Origin of the sequence: Arcobacter acticola (assembly GCF_013177675.1) — a bacterium.
GTDB lineage: Bacteria > Campylobacterota > Campylobacteria > Campylobacterales > Arcobacteraceae > Aliarcobacter > Aliarcobacter acticola.
In genome coordinates, this window is sequence record NZ_CP042652.1 from 2719332 (window position 1) to 2738069 (window position 18738).

Annotated in this window: 23 protein-coding genes; 7 read left to right on the top strand and 16 right to left on the bottom strand. The window is 27.1% G+C overall.

Going from position 1 to position 18738, the window contains the following annotated elements:
- Positions 1–186: 186 nt before the first annotated feature.
- Genes fabI through gap form a run of 4 tightly spaced genes read right to left on the bottom strand, consistent with a single transcriptional unit; the run spans position 187 to position 3937 of the window.
- Positions 187–1011 carry an enoyl-ACP reductase FabI gene (gene fabI, locus AACT_RS13885; RefSeq protein WP_172127863.1) on the bottom strand — a complete coding sequence of 275 codons (825 nt, stop codon included), beginning with the start codon at positions 1009–1011 and terminating at the stop codon, positions 187–189.
- Between the two features lies 1 nt (position 1012).
- Complete coding sequence (locus AACT_RS13890) at positions 1013–1720, bottom strand: triose-phosphate isomerase (protein WP_172127865.1); 708 nt, start codon at positions 1718–1720, stop codon at positions 1013–1015.
- A complete protein-coding gene (locus AACT_RS13895) occupies positions 1717–2922 on the bottom strand; it encodes a phosphoglycerate kinase (RefSeq protein ID WP_172127867.1) in 1206 nt (401 codons plus the stop codon). Before AACT_RS13895 ends, AACT_RS13890 begins: the two co-directional genes overlap by 4 nt.
- 19 nt (positions 2923–2941) lie before the next feature.
- Positions 2942–3937 (bottom strand): type I glyceraldehyde-3-phosphate dehydrogenase, encoded by a 996-nt coding sequence (gene gap, locus AACT_RS13900; protein ID WP_172127869.1) that lies wholly within the window; start codon positions 3935–3937, stop codon positions 2942–2944.
- An 88-nt stretch (positions 3938–4025) separates the two neighbouring features.
- Between gap and nadD the strand changes: the two genes are divergently transcribed.
- Positions 4026–4568 (top strand): nicotinate (nicotinamide) nucleotide adenylyltransferase, encoded by a 543-nt coding sequence (nadD, locus tag AACT_RS13905; RefSeq protein WP_172127871.1) that lies wholly within the window; start codon positions 4026–4028, stop codon positions 4566–4568.
- Between the two features lie 5 nt (positions 4569–4573).
- Positions 4574–4903 (top strand): ribosome silencing factor, encoded by a 330-nt coding sequence (gene rsfS, locus AACT_RS13910; RefSeq protein WP_172127873.1) that lies wholly within the window; start codon positions 4574–4576, stop codon positions 4901–4903.
- Positions 4904–4917: 14 nt separating this feature from the next.
- Here rsfS and AACT_RS15660 read toward each other — a convergent pair whose 3' ends face one another.
- From AACT_RS15660 to AACT_RS13955, 10 genes are all read right to left on the bottom strand, one after another.
- Positions 4918–5040, bottom strand: coding sequence for a hypothetical protein (locus AACT_RS15660; protein WP_272953559.1), 123 nt, complete (start codon positions 5038–5040; stop codon positions 4918–4920).
- Positions 5040–6629 (bottom strand): arginine--tRNA ligase, encoded by a 1590-nt coding sequence (gene argS, locus AACT_RS13915; protein WP_172127875.1) that lies wholly within the window; start codon positions 6627–6629, stop codon positions 5040–5042. The genes AACT_RS15660 and argS overlap by 1 nt, the downstream gene beginning before the upstream one ends.
- Before the next feature lie 9 nt (positions 6630–6638).
- A complete protein-coding gene (locus AACT_RS13920; protein ID WP_172127877.1) occupies positions 6639–6869 on the bottom strand; it encodes a Sec-independent protein translocase subunit TatA/TatB in 231 nt (76 codons plus the stop codon).
- Between the two features lie 66 nt (positions 6870–6935).
- On the bottom strand, positions 6936–7322 hold the full coding sequence (locus tag AACT_RS13925; protein ID WP_172127879.1) for a fluoride efflux transporter FluC: 387 nt from the start codon (positions 7320–7322) through the stop codon (positions 6936–6938).
- Positions 7312–7998 carry a lysophospholipid acyltransferase family protein gene (locus AACT_RS13930; protein WP_172127881.1) on the bottom strand — a complete coding sequence of 229 codons (687 nt, stop codon included), beginning with the start codon at positions 7996–7998 and terminating at the stop codon, positions 7312–7314. Before AACT_RS13930 ends, AACT_RS13925 begins: the two co-directional genes overlap by 11 nt.
- Positions 7985–9055, bottom strand: coding sequence for a hypothetical protein (locus AACT_RS13935; protein ID WP_172127883.1), 1071 nt, complete (start codon positions 9053–9055; stop codon positions 7985–7987). Before AACT_RS13935 ends, AACT_RS13930 begins: the two co-directional genes overlap by 14 nt.
- 30 nt (positions 9056–9085) lie before the next feature.
- On the bottom strand, positions 9086–9757 hold the full coding sequence (gene purQ / locus AACT_RS13940) for a phosphoribosylformylglycinamidine synthase I (protein ID WP_172127885.1): 672 nt from the start codon (positions 9755–9757) through the stop codon (positions 9086–9088).
- Position 9758: 1 nt separating this feature from the next.
- Positions 9759–10004, bottom strand: a complete 246-nt coding sequence (gene purS / locus AACT_RS13945) for a phosphoribosylformylglycinamidine synthase subunit PurS (RefSeq protein ID WP_172127887.1) — start codon at positions 10002–10004, stop codon at positions 9759–9761.
- Positions 10005–10093: 89 nt separating this feature from the next.
- Entirely contained in the window at positions 10094–11047 is a 954-nt protein-coding gene (locus AACT_RS13950; RefSeq protein WP_172127889.1) for a phosphoribosylaminoimidazolesuccinocarboxamide synthase, read from the bottom strand.
- 8 nt (positions 11048–11055) lie between these two features.
- The gene (locus AACT_RS13955; protein ID WP_172127891.1) at positions 11056–12351 is read right to left on the bottom strand and encodes a S41 family peptidase; all 1296 of its coding nucleotides are present in this window, start codon (positions 12349–12351) and stop codon (positions 11056–11058) included.
- A gap of 113 nt (positions 12352–12464) precedes the next feature.
- Between AACT_RS13955 and AACT_RS13960 the strand changes: the two genes are divergently transcribed.
- On the top strand, positions 12465–13046 hold the full coding sequence (locus tag AACT_RS13960; protein ID WP_172127893.1) for a hypothetical protein: 582 nt from the start codon (positions 12465–12467) through the stop codon (positions 13044–13046).
- 9 nt (positions 13047–13055) lie between these two features.
- Positions 13056–14039 carry a hypothetical protein gene (locus AACT_RS13965; RefSeq protein WP_172127895.1) on the top strand — a complete coding sequence of 328 codons (984 nt, stop codon included), beginning with the start codon at positions 13056–13058 and terminating at the stop codon, positions 14037–14039.
- A gap of 73 nt (positions 14040–14112) precedes the next feature.
- Here AACT_RS13965 and AACT_RS13970 read toward each other — a convergent pair whose 3' ends face one another.
- A complete protein-coding gene (locus AACT_RS13970) occupies positions 14113–15111 on the bottom strand; it encodes a tRNA pseudouridine(13) synthase TruD (protein ID WP_172127897.1) in 999 nt (332 codons plus the stop codon).
- Positions 15108–15479 (bottom strand): RNA polymerase-binding protein DksA, encoded by a 372-nt coding sequence (gene dksA / locus AACT_RS13975; RefSeq protein ID WP_172127899.1) that lies wholly within the window; start codon positions 15477–15479, stop codon positions 15108–15110. Before dksA ends, AACT_RS13970 begins: the two co-directional genes overlap by 4 nt.
- 450 nt (positions 15480–15929) lie before the next feature.
- On the opposite strand from dksA, the gene AACT_RS13980 reads away from it, so the two are divergent.
- Genes AACT_RS13980 through AACT_RS13990 form a run of 3 tightly spaced genes read left to right on the top strand, consistent with a single transcriptional unit; the run spans position 15930 to position 18737 of the window.
- A complete protein-coding gene (locus AACT_RS13980; protein WP_172127901.1) occupies positions 15930–17108 on the top strand; it encodes an ABC transporter permease in 1179 nt (392 codons plus the stop codon).
- Positions 17105–17776, top strand: a complete 672-nt coding sequence (locus AACT_RS13985) for an ABC transporter ATP-binding protein (RefSeq protein ID WP_172127903.1) — start codon at positions 17105–17107, stop codon at positions 17774–17776. The genes AACT_RS13980 and AACT_RS13985 overlap by 4 nt, the downstream gene beginning before the upstream one ends.
- Positions 17769–18737, top strand: a complete 969-nt coding sequence (locus AACT_RS13990) for a hypothetical protein (RefSeq protein WP_172127905.1) — start codon at positions 17769–17771, stop codon at positions 18735–18737. Before AACT_RS13985 ends, AACT_RS13990 begins: the two co-directional genes overlap by 8 nt.
- Position 18738: the final 1 nt, after the last annotated feature.

Below are 18738 nucleotides of genomic sequence, written 5' to 3' on the forward strand. Positions count from 1 at the left end.
AATTTAAAAGTAAAATCTTTTTAATTAAAAAATCACACTAAAACTAAAAAAAATAGTTATAAAGTGTGAGATTTTGAGTGAAGTTCAAGGCGACAAGTAAATTTAAAATAGGAGCTTACTAAAGTAAGTGAGTATTTAAAATTGACTTGTCAACGCAGAAATTCGCCAAAAGCTTACGCTTTATAGCTATTTTTCTCCGTTCCAGGCGATAGTCTGTTTGCCGTTTTCATCAAATGAAGTTGCTGGCATTCCCATAATGTTATAACCACAATCAACATAATGAATTTCACCTGTTACTGCACTTGATAAATCAGATAATAAATACATACCAGAGTTTCCAACTTCGTCAATTGATACATTTTTCTTTAATGGAGAATGAGCTTCATTCCATTTAAGCATAAATCTAAATTCACCAATTCCTGCTGCTGCTAAAGTTTTAATAGGACCAGCACTTATAGCATTTACTCTAATTCCATCACGTCCTAAATCTTCTGCTAAGTATTTAGTTGTCATTTCAAGAGCTGCTTTTGCAACACCCATTAGATTATAGTTTGGAATATATTTTGCTCCACCATAATATGTTAGAGTTAATACAGAAGAGTTATTACTTAATAATGGTTTTAATTCTCTTACTACTTCAATTAAAGAGTAAACAGAGACATCCATTGCAATATCAAAAGCTTGTTTTGAAATATCATAAAATCTTCCAGATAATCCTTCTTTTGGAGCAAATGCAATTGAGTGAACAATAAAATCAATTTGTCCCATATCTTTTTCAAGTGATTCTTTTAAAGCTTTGATTTCATCAGGATTTGAAACATCACAAGGATATACAAAATCAGCACTTCCAAATTCTGCTGCAATTGGTTCAACTCTTTTTTTTAAAGAATCATTTAAATATGTAAATGCAATTTGTGCACCTTGAGCGATACAAGCTTTTGCAATACCATAAGCAATAGACTTATCATTTGCAACTCCTAAAATTACACCTTTTTTACCCTTCATAAACATCTTATAAATCCTTTGTATTTTCTAATATTTGTATAAAATCTTCCGTTTTCCAAGAAGCTGTTCCAATTAATGCACCATCTACATTTGGTATTTGGCAAATTTCTCTTACATTTTCTACTTTTACACTTCCACCATATAAAAGTGGTTTTGGAAATTTTTCTTTAATTGCTCTATGTATATTTTCTATATCATCATTAGTAGCAGTAACTCCTGTTCCAATAGCCCAAACAGGTTCATAAGCTAGAATAAGATTTTCATACTTTGTATCAATTTCATTAAACTGTTCATAAATATACTCTAATGTTTGATCAAGTCCTTTATTTTTAACTTCTAAAGGTTCACCAATACAATAAATTATCTTATATCCTAACTCTTTATAAAAGTCATATTTTTTAGCAATTTTATTTTGTGTTTCACCTAAAATATGTCTTCTTTCACTGTGACCTATTAAAATTGTTTTAATTCCAAACTCATCAAGTTGAGAAGTTCCTATTTCTCCTGTAAATGATCCAGTAACTATTGGATAAGCATTTTGTGCACCTATAGAGAAATTTGAAACTACCTCAAAAGAATCAAGAGAAGTAGCTGTTGGGAAAACAAAAACTTCACTTGAAATATTATTCTTTTTTATATAATCATTAACTTCATTTACAAATAAAGCCGTTGACTGTCTTGTATGATTAGTTTTGAAATTACTTGCAATTATCATTCGTTGTCGTCCTCAATTACTAAAGCTTTAACACCTGGTAAAATTTTACCTTCGATTAACTCTAAAGAAGCTCCCCCACCTGTTGATATAAATGTCATTTCATCTTCGTCACCTGTAACTCTTACAAGGTCAGCTGTATCTCCTCCACCTACTACTGTTGTAGCAAATGATGATGCAACTGCATGGGAAATTTTTGTACTTCCTTTTGCAAATTTATCCATTTCATAAACACCCATTGGTCCATTCCATAAAATAGTGTTTGCATCTTGTAAAGCTTCTGAGAATAATAAAGCACTTGCAGGTCCAATATCAAGTCCCATCCAATCTTTTGGTATTTCTTGAACAGTTACAATTTTTGCTATTGCTTCTGCGTTAAATGCTTCTGCTGCAACAACATCAACTGGTAAATAAAGTTTAACACCTAATTGTTTTGCTTGTTCCATAATTTTAACAGCTTCTGGAATTAAATCTTCTTCAACTAAAGAGTTACCAATTTCATGTCCTAAAGCTTTTAAGAATGTAAATGCCATTCCTCCACCAATAATGATTTTATCTACTTTTGGTACTAGATTGTGTAATGCTTCTAATTTTCCTGAAACTTTTGATCCACCAACAATTGATATAAAAGGTCTTTTTGGATTATGAACAATATGATGGAAAAACTTAATTTCTTTTGCCATCAAAAATCCTGCAGCTTTATGCTCCATATCAAAATATTTGGCAATCCCTTCAACTGATGAGTGGGCTCTATGAGAAACTCCAAAAGCATCATTAATATAAACATCTGCCATTGAAGCTAATTTAGAACTTAATTCCTCATCATTTGTAGTTTCACCTTTTTCAAATCTCATATTTTCTAATAATAAAATTTCACCAGCTTGTAATTCTTTTGCCATTTGTATTGTTTCGTCACAAATAATACTTGGAGCCATTTTTATTTCTTGTTTTAAAAGAGTATGTAATCTTTTTGCAATTGGTTGTAATGAGAATTCTTCTTCAAATCCACCTTTTGGTCTTCCAAAATGTGAAGCTAAAATAACTGCACAATCATTGTCAATACAATATCTAATAGTATTTAACGCACTTCTAATTCTTCTATCATCAGTAATATTATTGTACTCATCCATTGGTACATTAAAATCACATCTAATGAAAATTTTCTTTCCTGATATATCAATATTTTTAATTTCTTGTAATTTCAAAATGCTTCCTTAGTTAAAATTATTTAGTTGCTACGTGAATACCCATTTCTACAAGTCTTGTAGAGTATCCCCATTCATTGTCATACCATGATAATACTTTTACCATATTTCCACCGATTACTTGAATAGTATCTATTGGAACTACCGTTGATAATGTTTCACCATTAAAATCAGAACTTACTCTGTACTCTTCATCAACACCTAAAATACCTTTTAATTTTCCAGTACTAGCATTTTTGAATTCTTCAATTACTTCAGCAGCAGTAACAGATTTATTTAAAGTAACTGTTAAATCTACTAATGAAACATTTGGAGTTGGTACTCTAATTGCTTGACCATTTAATTTTCCATTTAAGTGAGGCATTACTTTTCCAATAGCTTTCGCAGCTCCTGTACTTGATGGAGTTAAGTTAGTAGCTCCGGCTCTTCCTTTTCTTGGATCTTTTTTATCTTTACCATCTAAGATAGGTTGTGAGCTTGTATATGAGTGAATAGTTGTCATTAAACCTTTCTCAATTCCAAATGCATCATCAAGTACACGTGCAACTGGTGCTAAACCATTTGTAGTACAAGAAGCATTTGAAACAATTGGTTCACCTGCATATTTATCTTCATTTGCACCAAGTACAAATGTAGGGGTATCATCATTTGCAGGAGCACTCATAACAACTTTTTTAACACCATTGTCAATATACGCTTGAACAGATTCTTTAGTTAAGAAAGCACCCGTACACTCTAAAACTACATCTGCACCATATGATGCAAAATCTAGTTTAGCAGGTTCTCTTTCATTTAATAATTTAGCTTTATCGTTACCAATATAAATATATCCATCTTCAACTTTTATATCTTGTCGAGGACCATGAACAGTATCATATTTTAGATTATATTGAATCATTTCTTCACTACCACTAGCATTTACAGCAACTAATTCAACATCATTTCTACTTGCAACAATTCTTGCAACACATCTACCAATTCTACCCAAACCATTTATTGCAACTTTAACAGCCATATTTTCCCTTTATATAAATCTAAGTGTAGATATTTTATCGAAAAATTGCTATAATAATATTTAAGTATATTACAAAGGTTTTAAATAGGTGCGAATTGCAATATTTGGTGGAAGTTTTGACCCATTACATTTGGCACATGTTGCTATTGTACAAAATGCATTGAACAAACTAGATATTGATAAATTAATTGTCGTTCCTACTTATCTAAACCCTTTCAAAAGTAGCTTTTATTTAGATCCACAAACTAGATTTGAATTATTAAAAAAAGTTTTTATAAAATTTGAACAAGTTGAAGTTTCCAATTATGAAATAAATCAACTGGCTCCAAGTTATTCTATTAATACTGTAAATTATTTAAAAGATTTATATAATCCATCAAAGATTTATCTAATCATTGGTGAAGATAATATGGAAAATTTAGAAAAATGGTATAAGTATGATGAATTAAAAAAACTTGTAGAATTTGTAATTGCTTCTAGAGCTGGATTTGAATCAAAAAAAGCTAACGAGTTTAAATGTTTGGATATAAATATTGATATTAGTTCAACACAACTAAGAGAAAAAATCAATTTAGATTATATTCCAAGAGAAATTAAAGATGATATATTAAATCTTAACAAAAAAAGGTAAAGTTTTTGAGCACTAGATTAGAAAACATTAAAAAAATATTAGATGACAAAAAAGCGGAAAATATAGAAATTATTGATTTAAGATCAAAAGACTATATAGTTGATTATGTTGTAATTGCTACAACATTAAATCCAAAACATGGATATGCATTATTAAACTACTTAAGAACTGATTTAAAACCAACAGGTGAAGAATTTTTAAGAGTAGATGAAGATGATGAATGGACTATTATTGATTTAGGTGATATGTTTATTCACTTAATGAGTGAAAATTATAGAAAAAAATATTCACTTGAAGATTTTTTATCTAAATTAGGTACAAAAGAAGAGGAATAAAAAAAGGAGAGAATTTACTTCTCTCCTCCTTTCATAATTTTGTTGTAATTTCCAGCAGCATCTCTTGCACCGCCCATATTGTCTGTATAAATTGCATAACCAACAATTATAACTAAAATTAATATTACCCATTTCATTACATTATCTCCTTAGCTTTTATTCCTAATAATGATAATCCAACATTTATGCTTAATGATGCAATACTAAGAACTTTTAAATAAGTATTTTGCTCATCACTACCTATTACCTTATGTTCATTGTAGAACTTATGTATGCTTGAAGCTAATGAATATAAATATTCAGTAATTTTTTGCATATCTCTTTTTGTAAAGGCTTCATTTAAAATTGATTCTAAAAGTAAAGATTCATAAACTAAGTTTAATCCATCTTGATTTAAACCTTCAAAACTTATATCTTTTATATCTTCAAAAGTAATTCCAGCTTTAACAAAAACCTGATTGATTCTTGCATGTGCATAATTAATATAAAAAATTGGATTAGATGAATCTTGATTTTTCAACATATCAATATCAAACTCTAAATGTGTATCACTTTTTCTTGTTAAAAATATAAATCTTAAAGCATCTGATCCTATCTCTTCTGTGATATCAGACATCAAAATAACATTACCAGCACGCTTACTCATTTTATAAGGCTCACCACCTTTTAAAAGTTGAACCATTTGAGAAAGAATTACTTCAAGTTTTGAAGAATCAAAACCTGTAAATTCAATTGCAGCTTTAACCCTTGTTATATATCCATGATGATCAGCACCCCAAATATTTATATACTTATCAAATGGTCTATCAAATTTATTTTTATGATAAATTATATCACCTGCAAGATATGTAGGTATTCCATTGTCTCTTACAACAACTCTATCTGAATCATCACCATAAGCAGTTGATTTAAGATAAATCTTTTCATCTTTTTCATAAAGTGAACCATTTTTTTCTAAAACTTCTTTTGTACTATCCCAAGATGGATATAAAGATTTTTCAGAAACAAAATTATCAAATTCTATACCTAAATCTTTTAAATCTTTAATTATGATATCCATAACTAAATCTTTTGAAAAGAATGCTATATCTTTATATTTTGATTCATCATAAATGATTTCTTTTCCAAACTTTTGAATTACTACATTGGCAATATCAATTAGATAATCACCTCTATAATAAGTTTCTGGATATTCAACTGTTTCATTAAATATAAAATCTCTTGCAGCTAAACATACAGATAAACCTAAAAGATCCATTTGTGCACCAGCATCATTGATATAATATTCTGTTGTAATATCATAACCTAGATATTTTCCAACACGAGCAAGTGAATCACCTGCAATTGCTCCTCTTGCATGACCTATATGTAAAGGTCCAGTTGGATTTGCAGAAACATACTCTAATAGAATTTTTTCATTTTTTTTATCTTGTCTTGCATAATCATTTCTATTTGATAATGCATCATCCACTAATGATTGTAAAAATGAAGTTGATAGTTTAAAGTTTATGAAACCTTTTACCGCTTCCACTTTTTCAAACATTGAACAGTTTTCAAACTTTAAAACTAATTCATCAGCAATAGTCATAGGTGATTTTTTTAATTCTTTAGCCAAAGAAAATGCAACGGGAGTTGCATAATGACCAAAAGAAATATCTTTTGGTTTTTCTAAGACTACACTTGTATTTAAAGTTTTTTCAATAAATTCTTTTACTAAATTTTGCAATACTTTCTCTTATACTTGTTTTGATTCATTTTTATCAGCAGTAGTAGCTTCTGATTTTTTTTCAAGTTCATCTGATTTTTTAACTTCAGCAACTTCATCTTCATCATCTTTTACAGCTTTTTTGAAGTTCTTAATTCCAGAACCTAAACCTTTTGCTAATTCTGGTATTTTCTTACCACCAAACAATAATAAAACTACGAACGCAATTAATAACCACTCCATACCACCAGGCATACTCATGACTTATCCTTCTAATGAATTTTGCGAATATTATAACTATATAATGCTTAAAGAATTTTTGAAAGACTATTTTAAAATGTAATGGATTAGTTTATAGCCACTACCTGCTGCAATAATTGTGCCAAATAAATTTAATGCAATATTTGTAAGTGCTAGGTAAATTGAAGTACCAAATAGTAAATAAGATTCAATAGCAAAAGTGGAATATGTAGTTAAAGCACCTAAAAAACCTGTTGTAAGAAATGCTTTTAGATTTACTGAAACCGTATAATGTGAGAAATAGGCAAATAAAATCCCTATTATAAAAGAGCCTATGAGATTAACAAGAAGAATTCCTAAAGGAAATTCTATAGGTATATGTTTATTTGTAAAGTGTACAGCATAAGCTCTAGCAATTGCTCCTAGAAATCCTCCAAGACCAATAGCTAAAATTGTTTGCCAACTAAGAGACATAGTTCTTATACTCTTTATTAAAAGTTTCTTTCATATTTTCTTCTGTTTGTTCAAACCAATCTGTTGTTTTATCAGCTTGAATAGGATCTAAAAAAACAACTTTTACAATTCCAGGAGATGCTTTTAAACTTTTTGAATCAACAATATTTCTTGTATTAAACAAAACAATTGGTTGTACTTTTAGATTATATTTATTTGCAATCATCTTAGCACCTGGTCTAAAACTTAACATTTTAGTGCCATCACTTCTTGTACCTTCTGGAAACATAGCAATTGGTCTTTTTTTATCAAGTCTATCTTTTGCTTCTTTTAAAAGGTGAATTAAACCTGCTTTATTTTCCCTATCTACACTTATCATTTTTGGAGCTTTTATGATATGTCCAAAGAAGAAAAGATCTGCTATCTCTTTTTTTGCAACCCATGCTAAATCTCTATTATGAATATGTTCTATTACAATAATATCGAGTAAAGATTGATGATTCATTAAAACCATATCACATGAATTATCTAATTTTCCTTCTGTTTCTATTTTAATACCTAAAAGAAAAATTTGAAAAGACATCCATGCTTTTATTACTTTATGAGTATGCTTTCTAAATGTGTACATTAGAATAACAGTGATTGCTACTGTAATTGAAAATTGTATTAAAAGTATGATTCCTCTAATTCGTTTCAAAACTATCTTCCTTTATCCAACCAATAAAATCATTATCAAGTCCTAGAACTTTTATAAAACCATTTTTTCTTTGTAAGATTTCAATTTTTTGATCACTGTCAACTTTAAAAAATATAGTTGAATTTTTAGTTGGTAAAATATAAATATATGAATCTTTTTTTACAATTCCCTTACTATTTGGTAAATTATATAAAAGTGCAACAATAAAAGCTACAAGGGTTAAAGCCATTAATATTTTATTTCTTTTTACTAAAAGTAAAATAAGAAATAGTACAAAAATTACTATAGAAAATATTTTTTTATATTTCTCAAAATTAGAATCATTTGGATTTAAATCCGTTTGAGTACTAACTAATTCATTTTGCAAAATTAAAGGAATCTTTACATCTTTAAAACTTTTTGTTGCTAAATTATAATAAGTAAAAACAACTTTTTTCTCATAAATAGGAGTAACAAAATAGTAAACTAGATTTTGTGTACCACCATCATCTTTAATATTTGAAACACCTTGTTCACTAATACCTTGCAATTTAAAATCTTCTAAATTTGAGTTTTGCGCATCAACATCAATTATTGTTAAAGCTTCTTTATTATTATATTGTTTAGTTTTATAAGCTTTTAATACAAATTTGTCAGCTATTATTCCTGAGAATCTAGTATCTCCTGTACCAATATCTGAATATCTAAGTGTAGGGCTTGATAAATCACTAACATCAATTGTAGAACCATTTGACAATAGCTTAACACTAATATTTGGTAATCTAAAATTACCTTGCTTTATTTTAAAATAATAACTATTTTCATAAGTATCATTTGATACTTTTCTCCAAGGGCTATTTGGATTTAAAACACTTGCATTTGATGAGTCTGAAAAAGATGTTGACAAAGTATCAAAATTATTTGTTGTAATTAAAGCTTTAACAATAACTTCTATTTTTTGATTTTTGTATGCTTGATTTGGAACTTTTTTATAAGAAAGATATAAATTTTTTGCAGCAAAAAGATTTATAGATAAGAAAATATTTAATAAAATTATTAGATAAAATGTTTTTTTCATTTTTCTTTTTACAAAAAGAGAAAAATCTCTTTATTGTAAAAAACCTTTCAACATATTAATACCATCTGTTGAGCCTAATAATTCCTCGATTGCACGTTCAGGATGTGGCATTAAACCAAAAACATTTTTTTCTTTATTACAAATACCTGCAATATTTGATACTGAACCATTCATGTTTACAACACTACCATTATTATCACAGTATTTTAAAAGGATTTGTCCATTTTCTTCTAAATCTTTTAATCCAAGAGAATCAATATAATAATTTCCATCATGGTGAGCTACTGGAATATTTAATACTTCATCTTTTTTTAATAACGATAAGAAAGCATTGTCATTATCAACAACTTTTAAAGTATGGAATTTTGAAATAAAATGTAAAGAATCATTTCTTTTCATAGCACCTGGTAATAATCCAGCTTCTAATAAAATTTGGAATCCATTACAAATTCCTAATACTTTTCCGCCCTTTGCAGCATAAGCTTGAACAGAATCCATAATAGTTGCAAATCTAGCAATTGCACCAGATCTTAAATAATCTCCATAAGAAAATCCTCCAGGGATTACTAATAAATCTGTATCTTCAGGAATATTTTTTTCTTTATGCCAAATAATTTCTACTTCGCAACCTAATTGCTCAAAAGCGTATTTTGTATCATATTCACAGTTTGTTCCCGGAAATTGTAATACTGAAATTTTCATATTAACCTACTATTTCTATATCGTAATCTTCAATAACTGTATTAGCTAAAAGTTTTTGACACATTTTTGTAACTTCTTCTTTTGCTGCTGCTTCATCTGAAGAATTTAATTCTATAATAATTTGTTTACCAATTCTTACATCTTTAACTAAATCTTTAAAACCTAATGTATCTAACGCATGATGCGTTGCTTTACCTTGATCGTCAAGTACACCTTGTTTTAATCCTACATTTACAATTGCTTTCATTTGTCACCTTCAATTTATATTTTTGCGATTATATCTAAAACTGCCTTATAGCATTTTAGACAAGGAAGTCAATGCTTCCTTTGTTGAAACTATTTACTTAATCTATTTAAGATAGTTGTATATCCACTCAGAATTTTGTCTTTAATAGTTTGAGGAACATTTACTTCTAATTTTTCACCAGGTTTAAGATCTTTTGATTTTTCTTTCCAGTTATTAGCTTTTCCAAAATCTCTTAAAAGTTGTTTATCCATTGAAATATAATTAGCCGCATCAAAATCTTCTTTTGAAATAAATCTTGAACTCTCAGGAGTTAATACTTCATCACCTAAAACCCATTCACCTTTTGAGTTAACAAATATTTCAAATTTTGTATCAACAACAATAATACCTCTAGCTTCTGCAAATGCTGTGAAATCTTTAAATAACTTTTCAAGACTTGTAACAATTTCAGGAAATTTAATTCTTACTTTTTCACTATTTAAAGGTTCATCTTTAATACCTTTAGTTGTAGGAGTAAAGATTGGTGTTTCAAACTTAGACCATTGTGGTAAATCTGAAGGTAAATTTAAACCGTATGGATCATTTCCATTTTGACAAGCATCAAATAATGAACCTGTTAAATAGTTTCTATAGATTAATTCAAATTGAACTACTTCTCCATCAATTTGCGCTTCTAATGGTTTACATAATTCCATAAGTTGACATCTTGGTGCGATTGCTAAAGATTGATCTACTTTTTCAGATAGGATAGCTGTTCTAATTCCTGCTTCTTTTGCAAATTCAGCTCCATTATTTGAAATAGCTGTTTGTGAAACACCTTTTCCATCAATTAATAGATTCAATGGAATATCAAAAACTGAACATCTATCACTTCTTACTAATAATACTTTTGCATCTTCACCCGGGCATGTGTAAAGGTCTGCATTTTTACCGATATAAAATAAGTTATATCCTAAATCTTCTAATTCAGATATACCTTTTTGAGACGTTGTTTTTTTTGAATCAGGCCAAAGACCAAGGGCAACAATATCACTAATTTTCATTTACTCTCCTACTTATTCATTATAATTAAACTTTTTAAGATTGCAATAGAAGTGTTTAATTGATTATCTTCTAAAACATCTTCACTATTGATAACTTTTTTAGTTTCATTTTCTAAAGTTTTCGCTTCTTTTTTTACATCACTTACTTTTTCAAGTTCACTTTCAAGGTGTTTTTTTAAGTCTGCTTCTTTTATTTTAAAAGCATTATCTTCAGCTTGTGTAACTTTTCCAGCACTTGCGATAACATCTGGAGTAACCCCTACTGCTTGAATTGTTCTACCACTTGGTAAGTAATATTTTGCAATAGTTAATTTAATATTTTCTGTTCTTTCATTATCAATTGGAAGTACTGCTTGAACAGAACCTTTACCAAAAGTTTTTTCACCAACTACAATAGCTCTCTTGTGATCTTGTAATGATCCACTTACGATTTCAGAAGCTGATGCAGAACCTTCATTTACAAGTACCACTAAAGGTAATTTAGTTCTAGTGTTTGAACTTGATGCTTCAAATTTTTCTTCATCTTCTGCATTTCTACCTTTTTGAGAAACAATAATTCCCTTATCAACAAATAAATCAACTACTCCAATTGCTTGAGATAATAATCCTCCTGGATTATTTCTTAAATCAAGGATAAAGCCTTTTTTATCTTTATTTTCATTAATAATTTTTTCTAAATCTTCAGTTACATTAGCATCAAAGCTAGCAACTCTTAAATATAATAAATCTTCTTTCTCAATAGTTTTAGCAAATACTGATTGAATTTTTATAATATCTCTTTGAATTTTTACTTCTAATGGTTTTGTTTCACCTTTTCTAACTATTGTTAAAACAATGTTAGTTTTTGGCTTACCTCTCATCAAGTTAACAGCTTCATCTAATGTCATATTTATTGATGAAGTCTCATCAATTTTTAAAATAATATCCAATGGTTTTATTCCAGCTTTAAAAGCAGGAGTATCATCAATTGGTGAGATAACTGTTAAAGCACCATCTCTCATACCAACAGTAATTCCTAAACCACCAAACTCACCTTGAGTTTGAACATTCATCTCTTTAGAGGCTTTTTTATCAAGATAGCTTGAGTGTGCATCAAGTTCTTGCATTAAACCTTTCAGTGATTTATCCACAATTTCCTGCAGTTTTATGTCATCAACATAATACTTTTCAACTGTTCCTATAACTTTTGTTAATTTTGATAACGACTCAAATCTTGATTGTTCAGGTGCAATAACTTCCTCTTTTGCAAAAAGAGTTTGAGATAGAACCACAGCTAATGTAGAAGCTAATAATAATTTCTTCATATTTTTAAAACCTTATAAATTTATAGAGAAATATTATACAAAAAAGTTTATAAAAGTAAGATTTTATTAAAACTTTTGTATCATATTAATTACTTTTTGAAAAGGTCATAAAAATGAGTATAAAAGAAAATGTTGATTATGTTAAAGAAGAATTAAATAGCCAAGAAAAATTTCTTGAAAGTTTCGTAAAAGGTGAAAGATTTTACAAAAAATACAGAACATTAATCTTTGCAAGTATTGCTATAATTGTAATTGGAGCTATTGGTTTAGTAATTAAAAAAAATGTTGATGAATCAAATAAATTAGAAGCAAATCTAGCTTTTAATAAAGTACTTCAAAATAGCAATGATAAAGAAGCACTTGAATTATTAAAAAATAAAAATGAAAAACTCTATGAAGTTGCTTTATTCTTACAAGGGAAAAATGAAAATAAAGCTGTTGATATAAATATCCCTGTATTAAAAGAACTAGCAGAATATCAAGTTGCATTATCAAATAAAAATGTTGATGAATTAAGTAACTTATCTATGCAAGGGGATTTTTTATTGAAAGAGTTTGCACTTTTTAATAAGGCTTTATTATTATCAAACGAAGGTAAATATGAAGATGCTAAAACTGTCTTAAAATTAATTCCTCAAACATCAAAAGCGTTTGAGTTAGCTAATTTATTAAATCACTATTTACTTACAAAATAAGGAAAAAATATGAAATATATTTTAATTTCAATCTCTGCTCTACTTTTATTTACAGCTTGTTCTGGTAAAAAATACTTTGAACCTGAAGATGTAAGTAATAACATTGTACTAAGTAAAGAGTCATTATCTTCATCAATCACATCAATAAATAAAATTGGTGCTACACTTGAAGATAAAAGATTCTTAACAAAAAATGGTATTTCTGATGTTGAATTACCAGAAGGATTTGATTTTTTAAATCTTACAGAAGATGGGAAAGTAATTGCCACAAACTATCTTGATAAAATATTAGTAGGAAATGTTGAAAAACCTATGAAAGATGTTGTTGTTGCAGCATCTTTAAAAGATGGAAAATTAGCACTTGTATATTCAAACAATACAATTGAATTACAAGATATGGCTACTTCTAAAACGTTATATAAAGAGTATTTACCTCTTTCTTTAGCAAATGACACTAGAATCACTAATCCATATTTTATGGGTAACTTGGTTTTATTTCCAACTTTAAATGGAAAAGTTATAATCGTTTCATCAATAAACTATGAGTCAATTAAAAATATTGCAGTTGACCCTGATAACGAATTTAACAATATAATTTCATTAAATGTTATTGAAAGTTCGCAAACACTTATTGTTGCAAGTCCAAATAAAATAGTTTCAATTTCTCCAAAAGAAATCATATCTAAAGACTATGAAGTAAGAGATGTAATTGTAAATAAAGAAGATATTTATGTAGCTACAATTGACGGTCAAATTAAAAAGTTAACTCCTAATTTAAATGAAGTTGCTAGTAAAAAATATAAATACGCGAAAATCCATGCATTAGCTTTTACTGATTCTTTATATGCAGTTGAATCACAAGGGTTTTTAATCAACATAAAAGAAGATTTCACAACAAGTGTTATTTATGACTTTAGCTTTGATAATGAAGAAAGAATGATTGCAATTGGAAATAGAATATATTTTGATTCTCAATATATAACTCTACCATAAATAAAATTCTGATAATAAAAAAGGGATATTTGGTTTTCCAAATATCCCTTTTTTTTAGTAAATTTTTTTGATTTTATGAAAAGTTTCTATTAGCTAAAAACTCAACTAAAACTGTTGCATATGAACCCTTAGGTAAGATAAAATCCAAAGTACATACTTTATTAGCAGCATCATATTTACAAGATATTTCTCTTGGGAAAACGATAGCTTCTCTTCTATACCCTTTTTCTTGAACATATAGATCATCATACTTTTCTTCAATTTGTCTTGCTTTGCCCATAGCTTTAAATACTTTTCGTCCAGGAAGAAGTCCTGTTGGAGTTATTTTAGAATTTTTGAAATCATTTAAAATATTTGCAGTAATTGCTTTTGGAGTGAAAATTTTATCTTTTTCTAAATCTAAGAAAATATCCCCATCTATTAAATCAAAATAATCTTTTGAAAGTTTTAATCTCTCAACAAGCCAAGCATTAAAAAAACTACTTTGATAAGCAGCTACTAGCATTTTTGAGAGTTTTTTATCTTTAACTAATTCTTCACCATAAACAACATCTTTAGCTTTTGCTAAATTATCAACAACATCTTTCCCAAATCTTTGATAACCAAAATAGTTTGGCATACCATCTCTTGAAATAAGTTTTATGATTTTTTGAATATGATTTACATCTGCAATTTCAACTTTATGAAGATTAATTTTAAAACGATTTCCTTCTAAATCACCAATATTTAATTTTGCATTATGTAAAAAAGTATCAAGTATCGTAATTTTTTTATTTTTAAAAAGTTTTATTTCTTTTGAGTATTTTTTTGGAATAGTCATATATTGAATAGTTGTAGCTCTTTTATCTTTTAACCCTGCATATCCAATTTCATTTGAATAAATATTTAAAAATTTAGCTAATCTATCTATCAATTCCCAAGTATCGCAGTTTGATTTTTCTACTTTTAAAACTAAAAAACTTCCTGCACCAGAAAATTTTATAGCCTGTTCTTCTACTATAAAATCCTCTTCATTTTGTACAAACTTGAAATTTAAAACTTTATCATTAGCAGGATAAAATCGTTCTATCAATTTTTTGCTCTTTTTACAAACTCATGTTCATAAACTGTTCTACATTCTGTACAGAATTTTGCAAATGGTTTTGCTTTTAATCTTCCTAAAGGAATAACAATACCACACATATCACAAATACCATAAGTACCTTGCGATATTTTTACAAGAGCCTCTTCAATTTGTTTAAACTCTTCTAGTTGATGATTTGCAATCATTCCTTCTGTGAAAGAATCACTTACAAGTTCAGCATAATCTAAATCATCTTTAATATCTTGTTCTTTTAATTGATCAATATTTAATCTGCTACTATTAATATTAGATAATATATTATCTCTTCTTTCAAGTAAAATTACTTTTAGCTCATCAATTTGACTTTTATTTGGCATCTCTTCTCCTTAAACATTCGCGCAATTATATACTTTTTATTATATATAACTTATTAAGAATAACTTAACACCCATTTCTAGGCCTTTCTATGAATTTTAAATAATTAACTAACACATATAAATTTGTTTTTTTTTATTTATTAGAATTTTTTTAACTATTAATTAACTAAAAATAGATAGAATACTTTTCAGACTAAAAGGAGTTTATTATTACTACTTTATCAAAAAAATTTATTTTTTCAATTACTATGATTTTATTGTTTTTTTTCTTCCTATTTTTTCTTAATACAAGTAAAAAAATTAATTATCCATCTAAAATAAGTGCTATTACCCAACTACCTAGCATATCTTTTTCAAATAACATACATGAAAATAGAATAAAAGAGTATAAAGATTTTTCAAATAATATTTATCCCATGAATCTGCAAATTAATTATTTGGATTTTGTATATGAAAAATAGTGTATTTTTTAACTTTTTATTTTTATTACTTTCTAAACATAAAAGTAAACACATAGCAATTTTTTTAATATCAATTTTAATTGTTTTTTTAAGTGCTTCAATCCTATTTATTTCAACAACACTTAAAAAAGAAATTTTTTCAACTTTAAATAATCAAAGTGACTTTGTAATTCAAAAAATTAATAGTGGAAAAACTTTATATACACCTGTTTCTTGGGTAGAGGATTTTAGAGGGATAAATGGTGTTGATAAGGTTCAACAAAGGGTTTATGGTCAATACTACTTTATGCCTGAAGATGTTTATTTTACAATTATAGGTGTTGATTTTTTTGAAGAAACTATTAATAAAAATATAAAAGATTTATTAGCACAACTAGAAGTTTCAAGTTTCTTAGAAAAAGATTCTATGATTATTGGAAATGGAATTAAAAAATTGTTTGATAAGTATCACTACTTTGATTCATATGATTTTAAACTTGTAAATAATGAATTAAAAGAGATAAAAATATTTAAAGATTTACCAAAAGAAGCAAATCTTGTAGCCAATGATTTAATAATCATGGATATAAATCTTGCAAAAGAGATTTTAAATATAAAAGATGATGAGGCTACAGATATAATACTAAATGTTCCAAATAATTTAGAAAGACAAAATGTAAAAGAACAATTAATTTTAAAACATTCAAACACAAAAATACTACAAAAAGAGAATCTTAAAAAAGAGTATGAAAATATGTTCAACTACAAAGGTGGAGTTTTTCTTATTTTATTTATTATTGTTATTTTAACCTTTACATTAATTTTATATCAAAGATATTCAATGATTAGCTTAGGAGATAAAAAAGAGATTGGAATCTTGAAAGCTGTGGGTTGGAGTATAAAAGATATTATAAAACTAAAAATCATGGAAAACTTTATAGTTTCATTTATAGCATTTATTATTGGATGTATTTTTGCATATATTTTTGTTTTTATCTTAAATGCACCAATTTTAAAAAATGTATTTATAGGTTCATCAAATATGCAAAATGAGTTTATTTTTAATGCAAATGTAGAAATCAGTACTTTAATCACCCTATTTTTATTTTTTATAATTCCTTTTTTAAGTGCTATTTTAATTCCTGTTTGGAAAGTAGCTATTATAGATTCAACAGAGAGTATGAAATGATAAAAATCACTAAACTAAATAAAATATTTAATGAAAACACAAAAAAAGAGTTTCATGCTTTAAAAGACATAAATATACAAATAAAAACATCATCATGTGTAATACTAAAAGGAGTTAGTGGAAGTGGAAAGTCAACTCTTTTATCAATAATTGGAACTTTATTAAAACCCACAAGTGGTGATATAAAAATTGATGATGAAAGTATTGCTAAACTTCCTGATTTGCATGCTTCTAATTTTAGAGCTAAAAAATTAGGATTTATATTTCAGTCATATAATTTATTTAATGAACTAAATGTGAAAGACAATGTTTCTATTCCTTTAATTCCTCTTGGATATTCACAAAAACAAATAGATGATATGAGTAAAATAGCCCTTACTCTTGCAAATATTGAACACAAAAAAGATGAGCTTGTATATAACCTATCAGGAGGAGAGAAACAAAGATGTGCAATTGCAAGAGCATTAGTTAATAATCCTGATATTATTCTTTGTGATGAGCCTACGGCTAATTTAGACCATGATAATTCTATGAAATTTATAGAAAGCCTAAGAGAGTTTAAAAAACTTAATAAAACAATTATTGTGGCAACCCATGATCCTATATTTGAAGAGCTTGATTTTGTAGATGAAATTATAAATATAAAAAATGGAATGATTTGTGAGTAGTATTCTTCTTTCAAATGAAATCGTAATATATTTATTTGTACAAATCGTTCTATTTGTTTTACTTTTTATTGCCTTTTATTTTTCAATTTCTATTATCAAAAACTGGGACTATGAAAAAACTTCTACAAAACAATATAAACTAGAAAAAACTTCTTATTTAGTGATTTTAATCATAAGTTTTACTTTAATAGTAAAAATATTTCTTTTCCCTTATTTTACATATAGTTTAGATAACTTATCAAATATAGTCCCTGGAGCTATGTGTGCTGCTGGAATTGTTGGAGCGAATGAATTTGGACAGATAAACTTAAGCCTTAAAATTCTAATTTTATTTTTTATTGGTGTTTGGTTAATAATTAATTCTTTGGATTTAAAAGCAAAAACATATCCTTTTACAAAAAAGAAGTATCTATTTTACACTTTTATTTTTACCCTTTGCACTATTGAAACTATCCTAGATTTTCTTTTTTTAAATGGAATTCCTACAACTGAACCGGTAATGTGTTGTTCTACTATATTTGGAGTAAATAATGTAGGAACAAAAATACCATTTGACTTAAGTATTTCTTTACTTTTAATCATATTTTATCTTTTATATTTACTTATAATTTTTATAAATATTCAAAAACAGGCTTTATTAAATCTTATTGTAAATTTTCTGTTTTTATATATTGGCTATTATGCGGTTACTTACTTTTTTTCAACGTATGTATATGAGCTTCCAACTCACCAGTGCCCTTTTTGTATGTTACAAAAGGAGTATCACTTTATAGGATATTTTATTTGGTCAACACTTTTTTTGGGTACATTTTTTGGAGTTGCATCTTATATCTTAAAAGTATTTATTAACGAAGATCTAAATTATACTTATAAATATTCTTTGATTTTTAATACTATTTTTGTATTTATTTGTAGTTTTTATGTGATTAGATTTTATTTTATAAATGGAGTTTTTTTATAAA

Coding starts and splice junctions, on each gene's coding strand:
- fabI (WP_172127863.1), bottom strand. CDS start 1,011: ATGTTTATGAAGGGTAAAAAAGGTGTAATTTTAGGAGTTGCAAATGAT.
- AACT_RS13890 (WP_172127865.1), bottom strand. CDS start 1,720: ATGATAATTGCAAGTAATTTCAAAACTAATCATACAAGACAGTCAACG.
- gap (WP_172127869.1), bottom strand. CDS start 3,937: ATGGCTGTTAAAGTTGCAATAAATGGTTTGGGTAGAATTGGTAGATGT.
- AACT_RS15660 (WP_272953559.1), bottom strand. CDS start 5,040: ATGAAATGGGTAATATTAATTTTAGTTATAATTGTTGGTTATGCAATT.
- AACT_RS13920 (WP_172127877.1), bottom strand. CDS start 6,869: ATGAGTATGCCTGGTGGTATGGAGTGGTTATTAATTGCGTTCGTAGTT.
- AACT_RS13925 (WP_172127879.1), bottom strand. CDS start 7,322: ATGTCTCTTAGTTGGCAAACAATTTTAGCTATTGGTCTTGGAGGATTT.
- AACT_RS13935 (WP_172127883.1), bottom strand. CDS start 9,055: ATGAAAAAAACATTTTATCTAATAATTTTATTAAATATTTTCTTATCT.
- purQ (WP_172127885.1), bottom strand. CDS start 9,757: ATGAAAATTTCAGTATTACAATTTCCGGGAACAAACTGTGAATATGAT.
- purS (WP_172127887.1), bottom strand. CDS start 10,004: ATGAAAGCAATTGTAAATGTAGGATTAAAACAAGGTGTACTTGACGAT.
- AACT_RS13950 (WP_172127889.1), bottom strand. CDS start 11,047: ATGAAAATTAGTGATATTGTTGCCCTTGGTCTTTGGCCTGATTCAAAA.
- AACT_RS13955 (WP_172127891.1), bottom strand. CDS start 12,351: ATGAAGAAATTATTATTAGCTTCTACATTAGCTGTGGTTCTATCTCAA.
- AACT_RS13960 (WP_172127893.1), top strand. CDS start 12,465: ATGAGTATAAAAGAAAATGTTGATTATGTTAAAGAAGAATTAAATAGC.
- AACT_RS13965 (WP_172127895.1), top strand. CDS start 13,056: ATGAAATATATTTTAATTTCAATCTCTGCTCTACTTTTATTTACAGCT.
- dksA (WP_172127899.1), bottom strand. CDS start 15,479: ATGCCAAATAAAAGTCAAATTGATGAGCTAAAAGTAATTTTACTTGAA.
- AACT_RS13980 (WP_172127901.1), top strand. CDS start 15,930: ATGAAAAATAGTGTATTTTTTAACTTTTTATTTTTATTACTTTCTAAA.
- AACT_RS13985 (WP_172127903.1), top strand. CDS start 17,105: ATGATAAAAATCACTAAACTAAATAAAATATTTAATGAAAACACAAAA.